Origin of the sequence: Prevotella sp. P6B4 (assembly GCF_000619985.1) — a bacterium.
GTDB lineage: Bacteria > Bacteroidota > Bacteroidia > Bacteroidales > Bacteroidaceae > Prevotella.
Genome location: NZ_JHVE01000001.1, coordinates 254,414 through 274,863, shown reverse-complemented (window position 1 = coordinate 274,863; position 20,450 = coordinate 254,414). Strand labels below are relative to the sequence as shown.

Annotated in this window: 13 protein-coding genes; 3 read left to right on the top strand and 10 right to left on the bottom strand. The window is 52.0% G+C overall.

What is annotated here, in order from left to right; translation table 11 throughout:
• Window positions 1–31 precede the first annotated feature (31 nt).
• The gene (locus tag T491_RS0101120; RefSeq protein WP_028902247.1) at window positions 32–1,381 is read left to right on the top strand and encodes a glucose-6-phosphate isomerase; all 1,350 of its coding nucleotides are present in this window, start codon (window positions 32–34) and stop codon (window positions 1,379–1,381) included.
• An 18-nt stretch (window positions 1,382–1,399) separates the two neighbouring features.
• Complete coding sequence (locus T491_RS15365; protein ID WP_036915027.1) at window positions 1,400–2,074, top strand: HAD family phosphatase; 675 nt, start codon at window positions 1,400–1,402, stop codon at window positions 2,072–2,074.
• A 580-nt stretch (window positions 2,075–2,654) separates the two neighbouring features.
• Here the strand turns inward: T491_RS15365 and T491_RS0101105 are convergent.
• From T491_RS0101105 to T491_RS15360, 3 genes are read right to left on the bottom strand one after another with little or no spacing between them, the layout of a single operon-like run.
• A complete protein-coding gene (locus tag T491_RS0101105) occupies window positions 2,655–3,233 on the bottom strand; it encodes a DUF4230 domain-containing protein (RefSeq protein WP_028902246.1) in 579 nt (192 codons plus the stop codon).
• A 4-nt stretch (window positions 3,234–3,237) separates the two neighbouring features.
• Window positions 3,238–3,954, bottom strand: a complete 717-nt coding sequence (locus T491_RS0101100; protein WP_051522896.1) for a DUF4230 domain-containing protein — start codon at window positions 3,952–3,954, stop codon at window positions 3,238–3,240.
• 5 nt (window positions 3,955–3,959) lie between these two features.
• Complete coding sequence (locus tag T491_RS15360) at window positions 3,960–4,481, bottom strand: DUF4738 domain-containing protein (protein WP_051522895.1); 522 nt, start codon at window positions 4,479–4,481, stop codon at window positions 3,960–3,962.
• Window positions 4,482–4,590: 109 nt separating this feature from the next.
• On the opposite strand from T491_RS15360, the gene T491_RS16855 reads away from it, so the two are divergent.
• Window positions 4,591–6,342 (top strand): sensor histidine kinase KdpD, encoded by a 1,752-nt coding sequence (locus T491_RS16855; RefSeq protein WP_081773186.1) that lies wholly within the window; start codon window positions 4,591–4,593, stop codon window positions 6,340–6,342.
• A gap of 5 nt (window positions 6,343–6,347) precedes the next feature.
• Here T491_RS16855 and T491_RS0101085 read toward each other — a convergent pair whose 3' ends face one another.
• From T491_RS0101085 to T491_RS0101055, 7 genes are all read right to left on the bottom strand, one after another.
• The gene (locus tag T491_RS0101085; protein ID WP_028902243.1) at window positions 6,348–7,220 is read right to left on the bottom strand and encodes an RNA polymerase sigma factor RpoD/SigA; all 873 of its coding nucleotides are present in this window, start codon (window positions 7,218–7,220) and stop codon (window positions 6,348–6,350) included.
• A gap of 99 nt (window positions 7,221–7,319) precedes the next feature.
• Complete coding sequence (locus T491_RS0101080; protein ID WP_028902242.1) at window positions 7,320–9,671, bottom strand: glycoside hydrolase family 2 TIM barrel-domain containing protein; 2,352 nt, start codon at window positions 9,669–9,671, stop codon at window positions 7,320–7,322.
• 24 nt (window positions 9,672–9,695) lie between these two features.
• Window positions 9,696–12,734 carry a TIM-barrel domain-containing protein gene (locus T491_RS0101075; protein WP_028902241.1) on the bottom strand — a complete coding sequence of 1,013 codons (3,039 nt, stop codon included), beginning with the start codon at window positions 12,732–12,734 and terminating at the stop codon, window positions 9,696–9,698.
• Window positions 12,735–12,772: 38 nt separating this feature from the next.
• Window positions 12,773–15,871 (bottom strand): two-component regulator propeller domain-containing protein, encoded by a 3,099-nt coding sequence (locus T491_RS0101070; protein ID WP_081773185.1) that lies wholly within the window; start codon window positions 15,869–15,871, stop codon window positions 12,773–12,775.
• Window positions 15,872–15,883: 12 nt separating this feature from the next.
• On the bottom strand, window positions 15,884–16,903 hold the full coding sequence (locus T491_RS0101065; protein WP_028902239.1) for a LacI family DNA-binding transcriptional regulator: 1,020 nt from the start codon (window positions 16,901–16,903) through the stop codon (window positions 15,884–15,886).
• 223 nt (window positions 16,904–17,126) lie between these two features.
• Window positions 17,127–19,754 carry a DUF5686 and carboxypeptidase-like regulatory domain-containing protein gene (locus T491_RS0101060; protein ID WP_028902238.1) on the bottom strand — a complete coding sequence of 876 codons (2,628 nt, stop codon included), beginning with the start codon at window positions 19,752–19,754 and terminating at the stop codon, window positions 17,127–17,129.
• The gene (locus T491_RS0101055) at window positions 19,755–20,444 is read right to left on the bottom strand and encodes an HAD family hydrolase (protein ID WP_028902237.1); all 690 of its coding nucleotides are present in this window, start codon (window positions 20,442–20,444) and stop codon (window positions 19,755–19,757) included.
• Between the last annotated feature and the right edge of the window lie 6 nt (window positions 20,445–20,450).

Below are 20,450 nucleotides of genomic sequence, written 5' to 3'. Positions count from 1 at the left end.
GAACATTAAACATTTATAATTTTAACTGATTATGGAAATGATTAAGCTTGACATTACGAAGGCAGCTTGCTTCTTGGAGAAGGGAGCTGTGGAGAGTTTTGAACCAAAGGTTGCTGAGGCACAGAAGGCACTTGAGGCTGGTACATGCCCTGGTAACGATTTCCTGGGTTGGCTGCACCTGCCCAGCAGCATCACACCTGCTTTCCTCGATGAGTTGCAGGCTTGCGCCGACACCCTGCGCGCTAACTGCGAGGCTATCGTCGTAGCTGGTATCGGTGGTTCGTACCTGGGTGCCCGTGCCGTGATCGAGGCCCTGAGCAACGCTTTCAGCTGGTTGGTTAACGATCCTAAGAACCCCACCATCCTGTTTGCTGGTAACAACATCGGTGAGGACTATCTGTTCGAACTGACCGAGTACCTGAAGGGTAAGAAGTTCGGTGTGATCAACATCTCGAAGAGTGGTACCACTACCGAGACTGCCCTCACCTTCCGTCTGCTGAAGAAGCAGTGCGAGGCCCAGCGCGGCAAGGAAGAGGCAAAGAAGGTGATCGTAGCTGTGACCGACGCCAAGAAGGGTGCTGCACGTACCTGCGCCGACAAGGAGGGTTATAAGAGCTTTATCATCCCCGATAACGTGGGTGGTCGTTTCTCTGTTCTTACACCAGTAGGCTTGCTGCCTATCGCCTGCGCTGGTTTCAGCATCAAGGATCTGGTAGCCGGTGCCCAGGACATGGAGAAGGCTTGCGCCCCAACCGTACCATTTGCCGAGAACCCCGCTGCCCAGTATGCTGCCGTACGTAACGGTCTCTACCAGAGCGGTAAGAAGATTGAGATCATGGTGAACTTCCAGCCCAAGCTGCACTTCTTCTCTGAGTGGTGGAAGCAGCTCTACGGCGAGAGCGAGGGTAAGGACCTGAAGGGTATCTTCCCTGCCAGCGTTGACTTCACTACCGACCTGCACTCAATGGGTCAGTGGATTCAGGAAGGTGAGCGCACTATCTTCGAGACCGTGATCAGCGTTGAGGAGCCCGAGAAGAAGCTGCTCTTCCCCAACGACGAGGAGAACCTGGACGGCCTGAATTTCCTGGCTGGCAAGCGTGTGGACGAGGTGAACAAGATGGCTGAGCTGGGTACACAGCTGGCTCACGTGGATGGTGGTGTGCCCAACATGCGCATCAGCGTGCCTAAGTTGAACGAGTACTACATCGGACAGCTCATCTACTTCTTCGAGATTGCCTGTGGTATCAGTGGTAATGTACTGGGTGTGAACCCATTCAACCAGCCTGGTGTAGAGGCCTACAAGAAGAACATGTTCGCCCTCCTCGATAAGCCCGGATACGAGGCAGAGAGCGCTGCTATCAAAGCCCGCCTCGCGAAATAAAATTGTTGCAAAAAACATATGATAAGAGCTGTATTGTTTGATATGGACGGGGTGCTGTATGATTCCATGGGGAATCATGCAGTGGCCTGGGTCCAGTCGATGCAGAAGTTCGGTATCAATATGACAGCCGATGATGCCTACGCCACTGAGGGAGCTCGTGGCGTAGACACCATCCGTTATATGGTAAAGCAACAGCAAGGTCGCGACATCACCGAAGCAGAATCGCAGCTGATGTACGATGAGAAGACACGTATCTTTCACTCAATGCCAGAGGCGCCCATCATGCCGGGAATCTTATCGCTCATGGAGCAGATACACGCAGCTGGCATCACCATTGGCGTGGTGACTGGCAGTGGTCAGCGCCCCCTCATCAACCGCATCCTGCGCGATTTCGGCAAATATGTGAGTATCGATAATATCACCACCGCCTACGATGTGAAACGAGGCAAGCCCAACCCCGATCCCTATCTCATGGGCCTTGAGAAGGCAGGTCATCTGCAACCGAGCGAAGCGATAGTCGTAGAAAACGCGCCACTCGGTGTTCGCGCTGGCATAGCTGCCGGAATCTATACCATAGCGGTAAATACTGGTCCGTTAGCAGACAAGGTGCTCCTTGATGCCGGGGCTAGCATTCTTTTTCCTACCATGATTTCGTTAAGTGAAGCTTGGAAAGATTTGCTTTCTAAATTCTAAGTCCTTCTGCTGGGGGATACCCCCAGACCCCAATCTGTCCTTTTCTTCGGCGCGAAGAAAAGAACTAAAAGAAGCATCCACCTTCCCCAAGCCCCTCCCTATATGGAGGGGATGTAGTTGATTACGAGGGAAGACCCTCTCCATCAAATTTTTGGTATGGCTCTCGAGCCTTTGTCCTGAATAGGATTGACTGCGTCAGCCTTAACAGGCTTGACTCCGTCGATCCTATTCAGGATTCGCCATAAATTTCTTAATATAGGGGCTGCTCGCCCCTATAACCCTCGGTGCTTTAGCATGGTATAGATTATCTGGGGTAACGGCCTTGCCGTTTCTTTTCTTTGGGGTGAGGAATATAGGGAGATAAAAAAACATTCCGCACGAAGAGGTCGTTAGAGGAATGTAAATTCTTTGAATCATATTGAGTTTCGGATTGCGGTACGCAATCTGAACAACGAAATACGAAAAGCTGTTTGAGCGTAGCGAGTTCTTTGAGTGATTTGAAGAATTTATGTTCCGGCCTCTGAGCTCAGGACGTTTTTGTTCTCCCTATATTCCTCAGCCCAGCAGGGGGACCCTGCTTTTACTCGAAGCGGAGGATTACGTTTTTATAACCCAAGCTTCTAAATAGATTTGAAAGCTGGGACTCAGCATTGGTTTGAGCGGCAGTGAGGTTCTCGGGGGTGAGGCAATGGGTAAGCATTTGATTCTGGGCTTTGCGATAAAGAGCCTCGTGATCCTTGGGACTCCATTTGCCAGATTCGTAAAAGGACTTGGTTTTAGCTTCGTCGATGAAGTCTTTGTCCAAGAGACTCACCTCCGGTAACGTTACTTGGACACTGTCAGCTTTTACAGTAATAGCATCATCGCTTAACTGTTGCATATCGATGCCTAAACGAAGCGTTCCGTAATAGATACGCACCAACTCATCATCAGAGAAGAATCCCTTACGGACGGTATCAACCATTTCCTCGGCAGAGATGGACAGAAACTCCCACTCACCAATATCCCTGATGGACTGAATCTGTGTAGGGGTGGGCTCAATATTCTCGTTGGAACCAATCTCGATATAGTTGCTCTTCAGGGCACTCTTGACCCAGAAGAAAACCGCTATAACAGCGATGACTACAACTACACCTATGATGATATGAATCTTCTTCATGACTTTAATCCTCCATGCGTGTTAAGCCTTGGAACTTATGCTTGAAATCCAAATCTTTTCGGAAAGCAATGGTGATATTCTGCTCCTCATAGCCCAACTGGGTAAGCATGGGCACGAGCACCTTAGCCGCATTGGCACGGGCTGTTTCTTCGATACCCATATCAGGAATACTTTGCAGGATGGCCTCCCTACCCTGCTGCTGATAATTAGCAAGTTCCTCATCGCTAAAGTGTGCACGCGTCAAGCCTACATACTGCTTCACGTTCTGCTGATCAATCTTAGAACTGGTCATCACTACCTGTGGATCGGGCAGGATGATGGTAATCTTATCACCACTACGCTCGATATTCTTCTCAGAAAACTCAGAGAAATCGATATATGCCTTGATTTTAGCATCCATGGGGATGGCAATTTTACGGTCCGCCAAAGGCACCTTGAGGTTGAACTGCTTACTCATGAGCAGTCCCTTGAGGCGCAAAGCATCATCGTGAGTAATAATCTTATGCACGCGATATTCGGCCGTATAAAGTTTAGAGCACTTCTGCACCTGCATGATGAGCATGGGCACGGTATCGATGCCCGTGGCGGGAGACAGGTCCCTGGCATCGGAATCGGATGCCAGGGACCTGTCCCCTGGCAGGGAGCAACGGATGATGCCGAGCAACAACAGCAGCAACACCAACACACCACTTGCAACGAGAATGCTACGACGCTGTTTCATACCGCTTACTCCAAATCCTGATCGCGCGAGATGCCTACCTCACCAAAGTTGCTCACCGTCACAATGAGGGGAATATACTCATCGGTCTGGGGATGACACACGCTGGCGGCAAAGATCAGCTGGTTGCCCTCAGCCTTATCGAACACAAAGCCTTCGAGAATACCCGTCTTACGATAATCATCATCCAAGCAACCATCGAAAGCAGCCTTGGTGAAGGTCTTGCTACAGAACACACTACCATCGGTACGGATGACCTTCAGCGTGATGCGGTTATCGACAAACTTCTGACCGTTCTCGTCCTTTACCATTCGCAAAGAATCATCGGCTGTTCGCGATACCTCAATCTGATACTGCTTACCCAACCACTGCACATCCTTTACATCCTGATAATCCTGCATACGGATGGGAGCCTGAGGCTTGGGAGCCTCGGTATGTTGTACGATGATATCATCGTGCTGTTTCTTCTGACCGCAGCTTGCCAATAAACAGGGCACTGCTATAAGGGCTAAAAATACTTTCTTATTCATCTCGCTTTCTTAAATTTGCTGCAAAGATACTATTTTTTTCGAAAAATATTTGGTAATTATGAAATAATTTGTACTTTTGCAGAAAAGAATACCGACTAACCTAAGATTTATGAATATAGGACGAATCCTTTTGGCTACAGCGCTATTACTTGGAACGAGTGCCAGCCACGCAAATATAGATTATAAGAAAGACGCGAAATACATAGAACTTCGCGACTCGATGAGTCATGCGTTTAACGACGGCGACAGTGCCCGCTTTTACACGCACCTGAAAAACCTGCAGCAATACCTGTTGGACCACAACGACCTGCACGGCTACTACACGCAGCGGTGCAACGACATTATCTTTGAGATGAACCGCCAGAAGATTTTCGAGGCGTACACCAAAGCCCAGGAGCTGTCGAAGGAGTTGCGCGAAAAGAAGTTGACCAAGGAGATGTATATGGCCGTGAACATGATGGGTCATATCAACCGCTACTGTGGTAACAAGGAGGCTGCCAAGAAATGTTGGTACGAGGTAGTAGAGATGATGGAGAAGAACGGCTACTTCGAGAGTATCCCGCCCATCTACATGAATATCATCAATGTGGCCTTAGACGATGACGCTCAGGAGGCATTAGACCTGATGGATAAGGCCAAGGAGATTGCCGAGAAATACTCGCCCGAACGGGTGTTCGACATCGAGACCCGCAAGACCCTGACCTACTATAACAGTGGGAACATCCAGCAGTTCTTAGAGGGTTACAAGGTGTACAAGGAGGGCGAGAAGAAAGGGCTCTCATCCGTTCACGGCCGTAGCATGGAGGCCTACTATCTGGCGTGCATGGGACAGGTGGACGAGGCCATCGCCTATGCCAAGCGCGAACTGGGCGACGAGGGTGCTGAAGCCATCCCGCTGATCTACGAGCGCGCGGGCCGCTGGAAGGAGGCCTACGAGTCGTTCAAGAAAGAGTCGCTCATCAGCGACTCGATCGACAATGTGGTGCTGACCAACAGCATGCAGGGTATCCAGGACCAGTTGGCCCTGTACGAGGCGGAGAAGCAGGCCGCCAACGACCGCACCTACGCCCTGCTGGGCGCCATCTTCCTGCTGACGCTGCTGCTGGGTCTGAGCTTCTATATCGTGCGCAGTCGCAAGAGACACCTGCAGGAGCTGACGAAAGCCTATAACAAGGCGCTGGAGTCGGACAAGATGAAGACCGCCTTTATCCAGAACGTGAGTCATGAGGTGCGCACGCCGCTGAACATCATCACCGGGTTTGCCCAGGTGATCTCCGACCCGCAGTTGGACGCCAACCCGGACGAGCGCAGCCATATCGCCCTGATGATGCAGCGCAGCACCCGACAGGTGACGATGCTCATCGACGAGATACTGGGGCTGTCGCTCATCGACTCGACGGAGCAGTGGCCCAAGGACGACCTGTGCCGCGTGAACGACCAGTTGCGCACGATGCAGGAAGAATACCGCAACCTGACGGGAGACGGGGTGACGCTGCAGTTGGACACCACCCTACCCGACGACCTGACGCTGCGCACCAATGAGAACATGCTGCGCCGCCTAGTGAGCTGTCTGCTCGACAATGCAGTGAAATATACCACGGCGGGCCATATCACCCTGCGTGCCCGCCAGACCGACAGCACGCTGGAGCTGACGGTGGAAGATACGGGTAGCGGTATTCCTGCCGAAGAAGCAGAACATATCTTCGACCGTTTCGTGAAGCTCGACAACTTTAAGGAAGGTATCGGTCTGGGACTGCCGTTAAGTCGCAAGCTGGCAGAACAGTTAGGTGGAAAAGTAGAACTGGACACCACCTATACAGATGGTGCCCGGTTTATCGTTACACTGCCAATAAGCGAATAAGCCTATTAGCCTAAGTATTTCATCAAGATGCGAGCATAACCGCTGTCGTGCAGTTTGGTGATGCTCTTTTCACGGATCTGACGGACACGCTCACGGGTGAGCCCCATCTCGGCGCCAATCTCCTCAAGGCCACGCTCCTGACAGCCGATGCCAAAGCACTCCTTGACAATCTTCAGTTCGCGATCCTTCAGCACATTGCGCAATACATTATCCAGGTCGGAGGTGAGCGACTCGTAATCCACTAATTTATCGGTACGGGTATCCTCACCACTGCTCAGCATGTCGGCCATTGAGTTGTCGTCGTCCTCACCGAAGGGGGCATCGATACTCATGTGGTGACTGTCGGCCTTGGCGGTCTGCTCAATCTTCGACTCCTCAATCTGGGTGAGCTCAGCCAACTCGCTCACAGATGGACGGCGCTGGTGCTGCTGCTCGAACTTATTGATCTCCTGATTGATCTTGCTCAGAGCACCACTCTGGTTCAGGGGCAAGCGCACAATACGACTCTGCTCGGCAATAGCCTGCAGGATGCTCTGACGAATCCACCATACGGCGTAAGAGATAAACTTAAATCCGCGGGTCTCATCAAACTTCTCTGCTGCTTTCACCAGGCCAATATTGCCTTCGTCGATCAAGTCGGTCAGTGTCAAACCCTGATGCTGGTACTGTTTCGCTACAGACACCACAAAACGCAGATTGGCTGTCACTAAGCGTTCCTTAGCCTTTTCGCCCTCTGGACCACCACGACGGATGGCCTGAGCCAGCTCAATCTCTTCATCAATTGTGACAAGGGGTTGACGACCAATCTCAACAAGATACTTATCCAGTGCCTCACTTGATCGGTTGGTAATACTTTTTTGAATCTTTAATTGCCTCATATTTCTATCGTTACTCTGAAAAAGTGTGCAAAAGTACTAAAAAAAACGATACGTTGCAATCAACGCATCGTCTTTTTAGTGTATTTTAACAACCTTTGACTACATTCTCAGAGAAGCGGGCTTCAAATCAATCGCCTCGGCCTTTAAAACGCCATTTCCACGTACCACCACCATGCACTTGCCGGAGAAGGCTTTGCGGCGCGGCGCCTGGAAACGTTCCATCGACGTCTGACAGCCATTATCGGTTCCGATGATCTGTGCATCGCCTGTGGTAGAGAACTCAATCTGGTTCTCTGCCCACGGACAGAGACGACCCTCCTCATCCACCACCTCAACGGTGACGAAGGTGAGTTCCTGACCGGCATAGTCGACAGAGAGGCGGAGGTGATCGGGTTGACTGGCAGTATGTATCGTCTGTGTGCAGACGGGTTGGCCGTTCTTACGGGTGACAGCCTTGATCTCGCCTGGTTCGAACTGTACGCGCCACATCACATGGTAATCGTGTTCACCCTTACGACGGATGCCCTGACTACGGCCATTGATGAAGAGTTCCACCTCGTCGGCCTGGTTATAGTAGGCCCAGAGATCGATAGTCTGACCAGGGAGCCAGTTCCAATGGGGGAAGAGATGGAGCATGGGTTTGGCGGTCCACTCGCTCTGGTACATATAATAGCTGTCCTTGGGGAAGCCCGCCAGATCGATGAGACCGAAATAGCTACTACGTGCCGGGAAGCCATAGGGCGTGGGTTCGCCGATATAGTCGAAACCGGTCCAGATGAACTGTCCACCCACGAAGGCATGGTGCTTGACCACATCCCACAGCTGTTCGTGGGTGCTCGACCACGAGGCATGCATGTTATCGTAGGCAGAGCATTTGAACGACGGGTCGGTATAGGGCAGCCACCACTGTTTGGGCGCCTTATAGATACTGTCGGAAGGCATCATATAATAGCCGCGCGACTGGAGCGCCGACACACTCTCGGAGAAGATGAAGGGCTTGCCGGGGAAGTTCCTGGGCACGTCGGCCACATGCTCGTGGTGATAGTTGAAACCAATCAGGTCGATAGCCCCACTCTTGAAGAGGTGGTTATTGGGCGAAGGCTCATTACAACCGGCTGTAATAGGACGGGTGGTATCATAACGCTTCACGATTTCAGCCAGATGCCGGGTGAGCAGGCTCTGTACCGACAGTTCGCCATCCTTGGCGAGGGTCGAGGCATCATGACCGGCATTCAGGATGAGGTTAGCCTGTTCGAGGGTCAGCGTGTCGGCCTCAGCCGAAGACCACTGCTCGAGTACCTCGTTGCCGATAGACCACATGAGGATGCTGGGATGATTGCGGTCGCGCAGCACCAGATCGGTGAGATCGCGCTCATGCCACTCATCGAAGAAGCGGGCATAGTCGTTCTGGGTCTTCTTGCGGCGCCACATATCGAAACTCTCATCCATCACGATGAGTCCCATGGTGTCGCACATGTTCAGGAGTTCGGGTGCCGGTGGGTTATGCGAACTGCGGATGGCGTTCACACCCATGGCCTTGAGTTTGGTGAGTTTGCGATGCAAGGCATCCTCGTACAAGGCTGCTCCTAAGCAACCGAAGTCGTGATGCTCGCACACACCATTGAGCTTGAAGTTCTTGCCATTGAGCCAGAAGCCCGTCTTGGCATCGAACTTAAAGTCGCGGAAGCCCGTGGTGGTCTCTACCTCATCCACCACCTGACCCTTGACAAGCAGTTGCGTGCGTACCTTATATATATAAGGATCCTCACAACTCCATTTACGGGGTTTCCGGATGGAGGTGGGGCGCCCCTGGGCATCCAACCATGTATTGCGAACGGTGACCTTCTGACGGGTGGGATTCACGTAATCGACCTCCACCTTACCATCGTGAACATACACACCCCAGTGTTTGATATGGATGGGGTTGGTACGGGTGAGCCACACGTGGCGATAGATGCCGCAACCGGAATACCAGCGCGAGTTGGGCTGGTCGGAGTTATCCACACGGACCGCCACCACGTTGGTGCCCTCATGCACATAAGGCGTGATATCATATTCGAAACTGGAGTAGCCATAGGGGCGGAAGCCTACCTTCTGACCATTGACATACACGGTGGCATTCATATAGACGCCATCGAACGCTAAGAAGAAGTTGGACAGATCGGCCGACTGCAGATCAGGGATATCGAAGTGCTTGCGGTACCAGCCGATGCCACCGGGTAAGGCACCTCCACCGGCACCACTGGGGTTACTGGCATAGAAGTCGCCCTCGATGGCCCAGTCGTGGGGCACATCGAGGCGGCGCCACTGACTATCGTCGTAATCCACCAAAGCCATCTTAGCATCATCGCCCAGACGGAAACGCCAGTCACTATCAAAACAAACACGCTCTCTGGCTGAACAAGCCAGAGAGCTGAGTATGGCCATCACGGCGAGCAATAGTTTTCTCATCGCTATAGTCGTTATGTGGATGGATTACAACTTAACAGATACCGCCTTACCGTTATACTGAACCAGTTTGCCTGCGGGGTTATCGAGATTCAGCGGCTGGGCGTTGTCCTTCGAGATCAGCACCACATTGAAGCGGCGGTTCTTGAGCATACCAGCAAACTGACCCTTACGGGCACCGAACGAGATGGTGCGGGTGGCGTCATCGTAGGTGATATCGATGGTGGCATATTTGCCCTTCTCGTAGTTGTAGTTGGTACCTTCGTCCTCATAGAGTTGGAAGCTGCCATTCTGACCAGCATAGACATAGAGGTGGATGAGCTCAGCGGGTTTCTCGTCGCTCCACTCCATCTCAGGACCGAATGGGATGATGGCACCCTCGCGAACGAATACCGGGATCTGCTCGTATGGAGCCTCTACGATGAGGCGCTGGCCACCCTCGGTATATTCACCTGTGTAGAGGTTGTACCAGCCGCACTGGGCGGGGAAGTAAACCGAGCGGTTGCGGGCTTTGTAGTAGCCTACGGGACAAGCCATGAGGGCTGAACCGAACATCCACTGGTTACCGATATTCTCTACCTCACGATCGCCATTGAAGTCCATCACCAAGGGGCGCATCAGGGTGTAATCCCTGAAGTGTGCCCATCCTGCTAACGAGTAGAGGTATGGCATGAGGCGATAGCGCAGTTTATCGTAATAGACGAACGACTTGTAGGCAGGATGCTCATCGGGAGCGATGTTCCAGATTTCGCGCAATGGCCACTGACCATGCGAGCGGAACAACGGAATGAAGGTGCCGAACTGGTTCCAACGGGTCTGCAGCTCACGCCACTCCTTCAGGTCCTCGTTCTCTACCCCACTCTTGTCGAAGAGCTGTTGGGCAGCCACATAACGGTTCTCGACACAGAAGCCGCCCTGGTCCATACCCCAGAAAGGAATACCAGAGATAGAGTAATTCAGACCAGCCGTCATCTGGGCACGCATATCCTCCCAACGGGTACCGATATCACCACTCCAGGTGGCGGTAGAGAAGCGCTGCTCACCAGCGAAGCCGCTACGAGTGAGCAAGAATACACGTGGCTCATTGAGCTTACCCTTCCATACTGAACGCTGACCATTGTAGATGGCATCAGCATTCACGGTACTATAAGCATTAAAGTATTCAGTAGATGTGCCTAAAGCAGTTGGGCCAGAGAGAGCCTTGCGATACCACATAGGGGTACAGTCGCGTACGTTGGGCTCCGAGGCATCCATCCACCAGGCGTCGATCATTGAACTTTCTTGCGTCCCTTTCGGTAGCAAGCGCCCCTTCGGGTCGAGCGGAACATTTGAACTTTTGCTCAAGCCCGTGTAGAGGGCTTTGTCCATCTGATTCCAGAACATCTTGCGGGCACCGGGATCGTAGGCATCATAGAAACCATTTGTATAACCAGGACCAACCCAATCGTGGATATCGTCGGTGGGACTCTGGATATACATCCAGCCCTTGGCATCGAGTTCCTTGTAGTTGTCGGTATTGCAATAGAACTTTGGCCATACACTGATCATGAAGCGACCATGCATCTGGTGCACATTGTCGAGCATCTGCTGGGGATTAGGATAGCGTGAAGCCTCGAACTGGTGAGAGCCCCACTGGTCCTCGGGCCAGTAGTTCCAGTCCTGTACGATATTGTCGATAGGGATATGACGCTTACGGAACTCAGCGAGGGTGCCCTCAATCTCGTCCTGTGTCTTATAACGCTCACGACTCTGCCAGAAGCCTAACACCCATTTGGGATAGAGCGAAGCCTTACCCGTGAGAGTGCGATAACCGCTGACCACCTGGTCGAGGTTCTCACCTGCGATGAAGTAGTAGTCCATATCCTTGGCCATCTCGCTCCATACGCTCAGTTGTTCACGCTCCTGCTTGCTGCGGGGTTCCGACACACGCAGACCGCAATATGCCTCGCCACCATCGGGGCGCCACTCGATACGCAACTGCACACGTTTGCCCTTCTGCAGTTCGGTTGAGAACTTATAGGTGTTGGGGTTCCAGGCTGTGCGCCAACGCTCGGGCACCACCTCCTGACCATCGATATACACTTTTACATAACCTGAATAGTACAATATAAATTGAGCATTGAACATTGAACATTGAACATTGAATGTTCGGGGTTCAATGAACCCCTCATAGACTACGCTGGCACCGGCGAGCTGGAAGCCTTTGGGGAAATTCTTGATACCGCCATTGTCGGTCTTCAGGGCAATCGCCGATTTCTCAGGCGTACCATATTCATAATAGATGCTATCCTCATCGCGCACCAACTTCTTACCACGGGCATCGACATAAGTACCCGTGAGATGACCTGCACGTCCCTGTTTATCGTAGAGTTTAAAAGCCCGGTTGAGTTGGAGATAGTCGTTAGGATTACCAAAACGACAGTAGCTGTAAGAGTCCCACAGCAGACCGTAGTTCTTGTTGGAGAGCACGAAAGGAATGCTCACCTTGGTGTTATACTGGAAGAGGTCCTCGTTCTTTCCCTTCATGTTGAACTCCTCGCTCTGGTGCTGACCCAAGCCATAGAAAGCCTCATCATCGGGAGAGTCGAACTTCATCTGCCATGACAAGCCATGTTTCTGTTCCTCGGGAACGGTATAGCCTGTCTTCATACCTAATTCGCGCTCTGGCACGGTGAAGTCCCAGAACTTCTTGCCGTCCTGTGCCTCTTTGAGCAACTGCTTGCCAGCGGCATCGAAGAACGTGATGGCGCCAGTGGCCTTGGCGACCACGGCCTTGACCTTAGCGGTCTTGACCACGATGGTGGCCCCTTCGTCGGTAATGGTGTAGCTACCCTTCTGTGGAGCCTTCTGAGGGACAATCATCAGCGAGGCCGGCTTCTCAGGGAGGGCTTCCTTACTGGTGGCACGCACACGGATAATCTGGTTGTTCATCACCTCTAAACGGATAACCTTGGCCTGACCACCATCAGGACGGATGGTTACGTAGTTCCCATTTGTCTGCACCTCGGCTGCCAGCATGGTTGAAGATAGCAGCAAGGCTGACACTAAAATCTTTATTCGTTTCATTGTTTATATTATTGGTTGAACTCTTCACTATTCACTAATCAATCTTCATCCAACATCACTGCCTCTTCGGCAGCTGCCTCAACGGGCAGGGTGATAGTATAGACCGAACCGCCACTCGGGTTGTTCTCGGCTGTGATGGTACCACCATGCATCTCGACGATGGCCTTCACAAAGAACAGACTGATACCAGAGTCGTCATCGCTCACCATGGGGTCGAAGATGGTGTCTTCGCCACCCTCAGGAATACCCACACCATTGTCGGAGATACGGATAGAGCCCGAGGTAGAGGTCTTATCGACAAACACCTTGATCTTACACTCGGTGGGTGAGAACAGGGCACAGCTGTTGAGCAGCATCTGCACAGCCTGTGCCATCTGCTCGTGGTCGAAGTCGACGGTGAGATCCTGTGCCAGCGGGAAGAACGAGAACTTGACATGCTTGCCCAACGGCGCCTTGAACTGGGCGCACTGCTCCTTCATGAAGTGCTGGAGGTCGTGCGGCTTCTTGACCGTGGCCTCGATGCTCCAGGCGGCATTATAGAGCTCCTCGGCCTGTGCCTTCTGGTCGCTCTCCTGCTGTTTCTGCAGCTCGGCGCGCATCTCGGCCATCCACTGTTTCTTCATCACCTCCATACGCAGATAGTCGCGCTCGGTCTTCTCGGCCTGCTGTTTCAGGAATTTCCTGCGCCAGAAGAAGACGCCTAAGGCTACCAACGACAGGAAGACGAGCATGATCCAACGGTTACGCAACAACGGTGGGGTGACGGTAATCTTCAGGACAGCCTCGTTCTGACCCATCGTACCATCCTCGTTCAGCATACGCACATGGAGGATGTACTCACCATGCTTGAGCGACATATACGTGATGTTAGGATCGTTCTCCTCGGTACGGATCCACTTATCGCTTGAACCTTCCAGCTGGTAAACGAAGCGTGAGGTGTTATGCATCTCGCCCTTATCGGTTGCCAACTGAATGGTGAACTGATTCTCGTAATAGCGCAGCACCAGTTCCTTGCTGGTGTTGAGATCCTCAGTCATGATGACACGACCGTCGTAAGCCTCACCCACGCCTAACTGATGACCGAACAACTTCAGACCGCTGAATACGGGGGTCTCGTTATTATCGCCACTGGTCACGAGTTTCGGATTGATCACATCCACGCCACCAACACCGCCTATCAGGATCAAACCATCAGGTGTGAGGCAAGCAGAGCGCTGGTTGTAGGGTCCCTGTTGCAGACCATCCTTACTGGTGAAACTGCGCACATTAAAGGTCCAGTTGCCCTGCGCATCCTTCTTGGGAACCACATTCGACACGCCATGTTCGGTGATGACCCACATGTTGTGCAGCTGATCCTCAACCAGACCAACGACACTGGAGCCAATCAGACCGCTGTTCATATCGAGCATGGTCTGTTTGTTGGCTTTCCAATCGACCACGCAACAGCCTGATGTAGAGCCATGCCATACCAGTCCACGACTATCCTCCATCACACAGGTGGTGGTAGCCATAGCGGCAACCTGGCCGTTGACCACAGGGATGGTCATCGTTGCCACCTTGCCGCTAACGGGGTTGATGAGCGAATAGAACTGCGAGTGACCAACCATCAGCCAGCCTTTGGCAGTCCAGCTGGCAGAGGTCACGAAGTCCCCTGGCAGTGAGGAGTTATGTGAGTTGATGGAACGGAACTTACCCGTCTTAGGTGAGAAGCGCTGTACGCCGCTACCCAATGTGCCCAACCAGATATCGCCCCACTTATCCTCGGTAACCGACCAGATGTTATTGTTCAGCAACTGGCCATTGGTGTTCGACACGAGGTAGTTCTTGACCTGTCCGTTGGCAATATGGATCAGACCACCATTATACGTGCCGAACCATACCGAGCCATCCTTGGCACCATAGCTCGACACCATGATATCAGATGCGAAGCCACAGCGGGCTCTATCGTAAGTCTCAGTCTCACCAGTATCCTTCAGATATTTGATAATACCACGGTTATCAGTACCGAACCAGTAGTTGCCACTGGCATCGACCGTGGCGGTATTGATATCGCCCAACTCCAAGGTATTGAAGCCTAAGAGCTTCTCGATATACTGGTTCAAACCGTTGCGGTAGCAGCCAATCCACATGTTGCCCGACTTGTCGAGCATCAGGCGTTTCTGGGTATTCTCGCTCACGGAGGTGGCATCGAACTTATTGTTGACGAAGTTCCTGACCTGACCGCCCTTGGTATCAATCACATAGAGTCCCATGTGGTCGGTAGCCAGCCATATCCAGCCTCGCTGGTCCATGCACACATCCCATACCTGTATGTCGGCTGGTAACGGGGCTATGCCGCAAGAAGCCAGATAGTCATTCAGCGAGCCATACCAGATCTTGTCCTTCTGACTGAACACAAACACATGACCAGTGGTGAGCACCCAGTAGTTGCTATGTTTATCGACATAGATATCATAGCCCTGACTGCTCTGGGCGCCACTGCGCTTCATAAAGTCCTCGCGCCACAGCACCTTACCATTGTCGCCATCGAGTGCCATCAGGTCGCCATCGCTCGATGTCACCAACAGTTTATCGTTCCACTCGGCAAAGTTGGAGAAGTTGTACTCCTTGGGAATCTGATTCTGTTCATAGCCGTATTTGATCAGCTTATAGGTCTTCTTACGAGGATTATAGCAATACAAGCCCTCGTCGTAGGTCTTGATCCAGAAACGTTTCTGCGAGTCGATATAGAAACGGTCGATATTGCCCTTGATGCCCCATTTTGACAAGATGTTGGACGGATTGCGGTTGACACGCTCGGTGACAGGATCGAACACGCTGTAGTTCATGCCCTGTTTCAGCCACAGCTTACCTTCGCCATCCTCCCATATCTGATCGACATAGTTGTTGCGGAGGGTGGTGGTATCGTTAGGATCGGAGTAATAGGTACGGAAGCGGTAACCGTCGTAGCGGTTCAGACCATAGGAAGTACCAATCCAGACGAAGCCATGCGAATCCTGGAACATATAGTTGATCTGCGAGTTGGACAAACCATCGCGTGCATCCAACCTGCGGAATTTCATATCAGGAATCACTGCCGTGGCTGCACTCACGGTGAGGCAGCACATACAAATGATAGAAGCAATCAGTTGTCTCATATGCCTGTGTTTTTATTTCTTAGCCGAAGTCTCACGAATCACGAGTTTCTGCGGCACGATTTTCTTGTAAACCTTGGTGTCGCCATTGATCGTATTCATCAACAGGCGACAGGCCTCGATACCCATCTCATGGCTCTGATCCACGATGGCAGAGAGCCGAGGCGTCACGTAGCCGGCGTGTACATCGTCGGTGAAACCGATGAGCGCCACATCCTCCGGGATACGCAGTCCTAACTGCTTGATAGCCGTGAAGGCAGCAAAGGTGATGATATCATTGAAGGCCAGGATGGCATCGGGGCGGTTCTCCATCTGCAGCAATCGGGTGGTAGCCTCCAACGCCCAGTCGTAATCAATCTTATCGCAGACCACGAGTTCACGCTCAATGGGCATGCGGTTCTCGCGGAGCGCCTCGAGATAGCCGTGCTTACGACGGATGACCATGTCGAGGTGGTTAGGACCACCGATAAAGGCAATACGCTTGCTGCCCGTATCGATCAGGTGCTGGGTGGCCATCTGAGCAGCCACATCGCCATTGGCAGTCACACAAGAGAAACGGTCAGACAAACAGGTACGGCCGAAGAACACCAAGGGAATAGACATGCTTGACAGTTCTTCGAAATGACTATAGTCGCGGGTGTTCTGCGACAGGCAGGCGATGATGCCCTCCACATGCAGATTGATAAAATTGTCGATGGCCTTCACTTCTGCCTCACTATCTTCGTGGGTATTGGCACTAATCACCGAATAGCCAGCCTTACGCGCCTCATCCTCGATACCATCGAGAACGGCTGCATAGTAATGAGTCACCAGGTTAGGCACCACCACACCAATCACCCTCGGAGCCTCTTTACGCAAGCTCTGAGCAAAGGGGTTGGGACGGTAGTTCATCTCCTTAGCCAAGGCCTTCACCTTCTTCTGCATCTCCTGTCCTATCTCGGGCGAACTGCGCAGTGCCCTGCTGACAGTAGCTATACTGACACCCAGTTTCAGAGCGAGATCTTTCAACGATGTCCGACGTTTAGTAGTACCCATATTGTTAATAGTAAAAAAGTGACGATGCAAAGGTACATCTTTTTTTGAAATTTGCAAACGTTTACGTGTGTTTTTTCACTATAAACCACTGATTTCAAACAAAATCGTCGTACCTTTGCAGCAGCAAAATCAGAAATGAGTAATGAATAGTTGATAATAAGTTAGTTAGAAAATGAGGGGTAGGCTGTCGTGATGACAGCCTATCTTTTTTATGTTTTCCCACTTAGAAGGTGGCACGCACCATGAACCTGATGCCCCACTTGTTTGCCGTCGGCAACTCGTTGTAATTGAGGCGACGCACATATTCCACATGCACAATCTTGAAGATGTTATGCACACCTAAGCTCAGCTCCATGTAGGGACGGTTCTTATCGATGACATAGCAGCCCTCGGGGAAGTACATCACGATGGAATTGCCCACGTTGTGTGCCAGATAAGGATTGTTCTTATCGCTCAACTCACCCCAGAGTACACGGAAGGCCACCCACTCGCGCCACTTCAGCTTACGGATCAGCGGGATGCGGTTCAGGATCTTACCGTTCATATCCCAGCTCACCTGTCCCCACAGCATACGGTCGGTGGGGAACTCCATATTGTTGATGAGCTCGAAGGTGTTGTCCTGGATGATATAGGAGAGGTTAGTCTCGGGCATGATGAGCAATGGGAATGGTACTTTCTCCCACTGGATGCCACCCTTTACATACCAGTCCATCTTACCCCATGACTTCAGCCAGAAGCGCTTATAGAGCGACGCCTCGGTGTAGTTATAGCTATACTGACCACCCAGCACGCCCTTCAATCCCAAGGTATGACTCACCGTCAGCACCGGTGCATCGAGGTTGATGGGCAGTCGGCGCTGCTTGGTGTTGATAAAGGTCTCACCAGGCGCAAAACGCAGTTCTGCGCGGAGCTCGGTGGTACGGATCTTCTGCGAGGGAGCAGGAGTGACAAAACGATATTCCGAGTCGTTGATGCGCGGAAGAGGATGAGACCAGTTGGTCCAATCGTCAGGATTCGCGGACATCGTCATGGGAACGAAGAACAGATTACCAGCCGCCTCGTTCTCTTCGACTTTCATTGACAAGGTGGTGCGGAAGCCCCAGTCCTCCTCGCGTTCGAAGGTGAGCGACTGACGGTTGTAGAACATCATCTTATCGACTTTCGACCACTTGATACCGGTGAACACATTATCCTTATCGGTATGCATGAACTTATCCGAAGGCGACATCACATCGTAGGTCGATGAGAAGGTGAGCGTGCGCTTGGGGAACTCGCGTGGCAGATACTCCTTCTTATTGAACGACCAGATGACATCACCTTTATAATACCACTTATGAGAGTCCCAGCCACGGGCCACGTAACCACTCAGGAAGAGGTTTGAATCCAGGTTGGCGGTGGTCTGCGCCGAGATACGGGTACGGATACCATCGATGAAATTCTTGGTGATCATGGTGTTGATAGGACCAATATCCACCTTGCTCGGATGGTTCTTGCTACCTGTCTCCACAAAGTTCTCGACAAAAGCCTTCAGACCGAAGATAATCCACTTGAAGCCCTTGATGTTCTGCAATCCGCTGACAAACGAGTCCATCTGACTCTCGCCCTTAGTCAGCTCCACCTGACGATACTGATTCCAGAACTCATCGCTTCGCATCATGGCATTCACATCCTTCACCTCCTTCTTCGAGCCCTTGAACAGTTGTCGGGGCAGTTCGTCGAAGGCATAATCATTGATGCGGGTATTACGGATGACCGCGAACTTCTGCAGGAAGCTGGCCAGCTTGAGCTCGGTGAACATGTCATCGACACTGAGCACCCACTCGCCATCAGGCAACTGCGTGAACTCCTGCACCACCTGCATGTTCTCCACCCAGTTCACATCGCTCTTCTTGGGGATGGTCATCTCGCAGCGCTTGACCTGCCAGCTTGAGTCGGCCAGGATATACAAGTCGCCACGGAAACCAAAGTCCTGCTGGTTGTTGGGCAGGAAGTGCAGATGGTAGCACAGATCGCGGTCGACCATCAGCGTGTCCTCGATATAATAGCGGTAGAACCCGATGGCATCCTTACCGATAGGCGACGTGAAGGGGTACTGCAACAAACGGATCTGGTCGTCGTAGATGTTCACATCGGTAAACACCTCCTTCATCACCGTATTCAGGATGTCACCTGTCTGGAACAGGTCGTTGATACCCTGCGAGTTCATGCCTTTGATGATGGTCTTCTCGTCGTGCGGTTTCTTACGGTAGATCTTCTGCGAAACGGTCTCATCCACACTGATAGGCAGGATGAGCTTGTTGTTATACGGACAAGCTTCTATCTGGTCGATCAGCCACTGTTTCTTCTTGAACTTAGGCGAGTCGAGGACCTCCGGACGGAAATCGTTGAGTGCCAGGGTAATCTTCTGATATTTGTTGTACTGATAGAAGTCGCGATTATCCAGATCGGTCTTCTTCTTAGCGGCAATCACCTTGCGCATCATCTCGACCGCCGGGTTGTTCTTACGACTATAGCGGCCGCGCTTGGTCTTGATGGTCACCTCCTTCAGCATACGGTTATCCGTTTTCAGGGCAATCTTGATGACACTCTTGATGCCCGAGTTCACCTGTATGGTATGGGCTACATAACCCACGGAGGTGAACGTCAGTTGCCAACCGTTATGACGGGCTATGGAGAAATTACCATCGATATCCGATGCCACTCCTACCCCGTGACCCAGATACTGGGCACTGGCAAATGGTATCGGCTCACCGGTCTTCGCATCCACGATCTGACCGCTGATGGTGTGCTGCGCCAGCGCACTCAGCGTCAACAGCAGCATACATACCATAAGATTTAATCTTTTACTCATTTACTTTAAAATCTGTGTTAAGTCTGTTATTACCTTTTCGGCGGCTGACTCATCGACGGGATCGTCCGTCCAGCCTTCGCCTTTAAACCATATCGTGTGACATCCCGCCTTACCAGCTGGGATGATATCCTTATCCATGCTGTCGCCTACGACCACCACCTCGTCGGGTTGCAGCCCCAAGGCCTCGACGCCTAAGGTAAAAATCTGCGGGTCGGGCTTGCGCACACCTACGACAGCACTCTCAATAATCGATTCAAAAATGCCATCGAGCTTAAACTCCTTCAGTACAGTGGCGATATTACCATAGAAATTGCTCACCAGCACCAGGGGGAACTGCTGCTTCAGCTGTAACAGCACCTCGCGACTCTTGTCGGTCTCTGCAAGTGTCCGAGCATAGAGATCATCCACTACCGCCTGCTCATAGGCCTTGCCACAAGCTTCACTCCACTTGTCGCGGAAGCACTCGAACTGAATGCGGATTTTCTCCTCCAGCGTCCGACGGAACGTGAAATCGGACTTGATAATGGGATTCTTGCCCAAAGTACGCTCACCTACCACGTAAGCATCACGGAACTCCGACTCGCTTACAGGTACCTGCTGACGCTCGTAGGCGTGCCAGATGACCTTACCCCAGTGGTGTCCACCGGTATCCAAGGTCCCACCGTAATCAAATATATAACCCTTGATCATCACTAT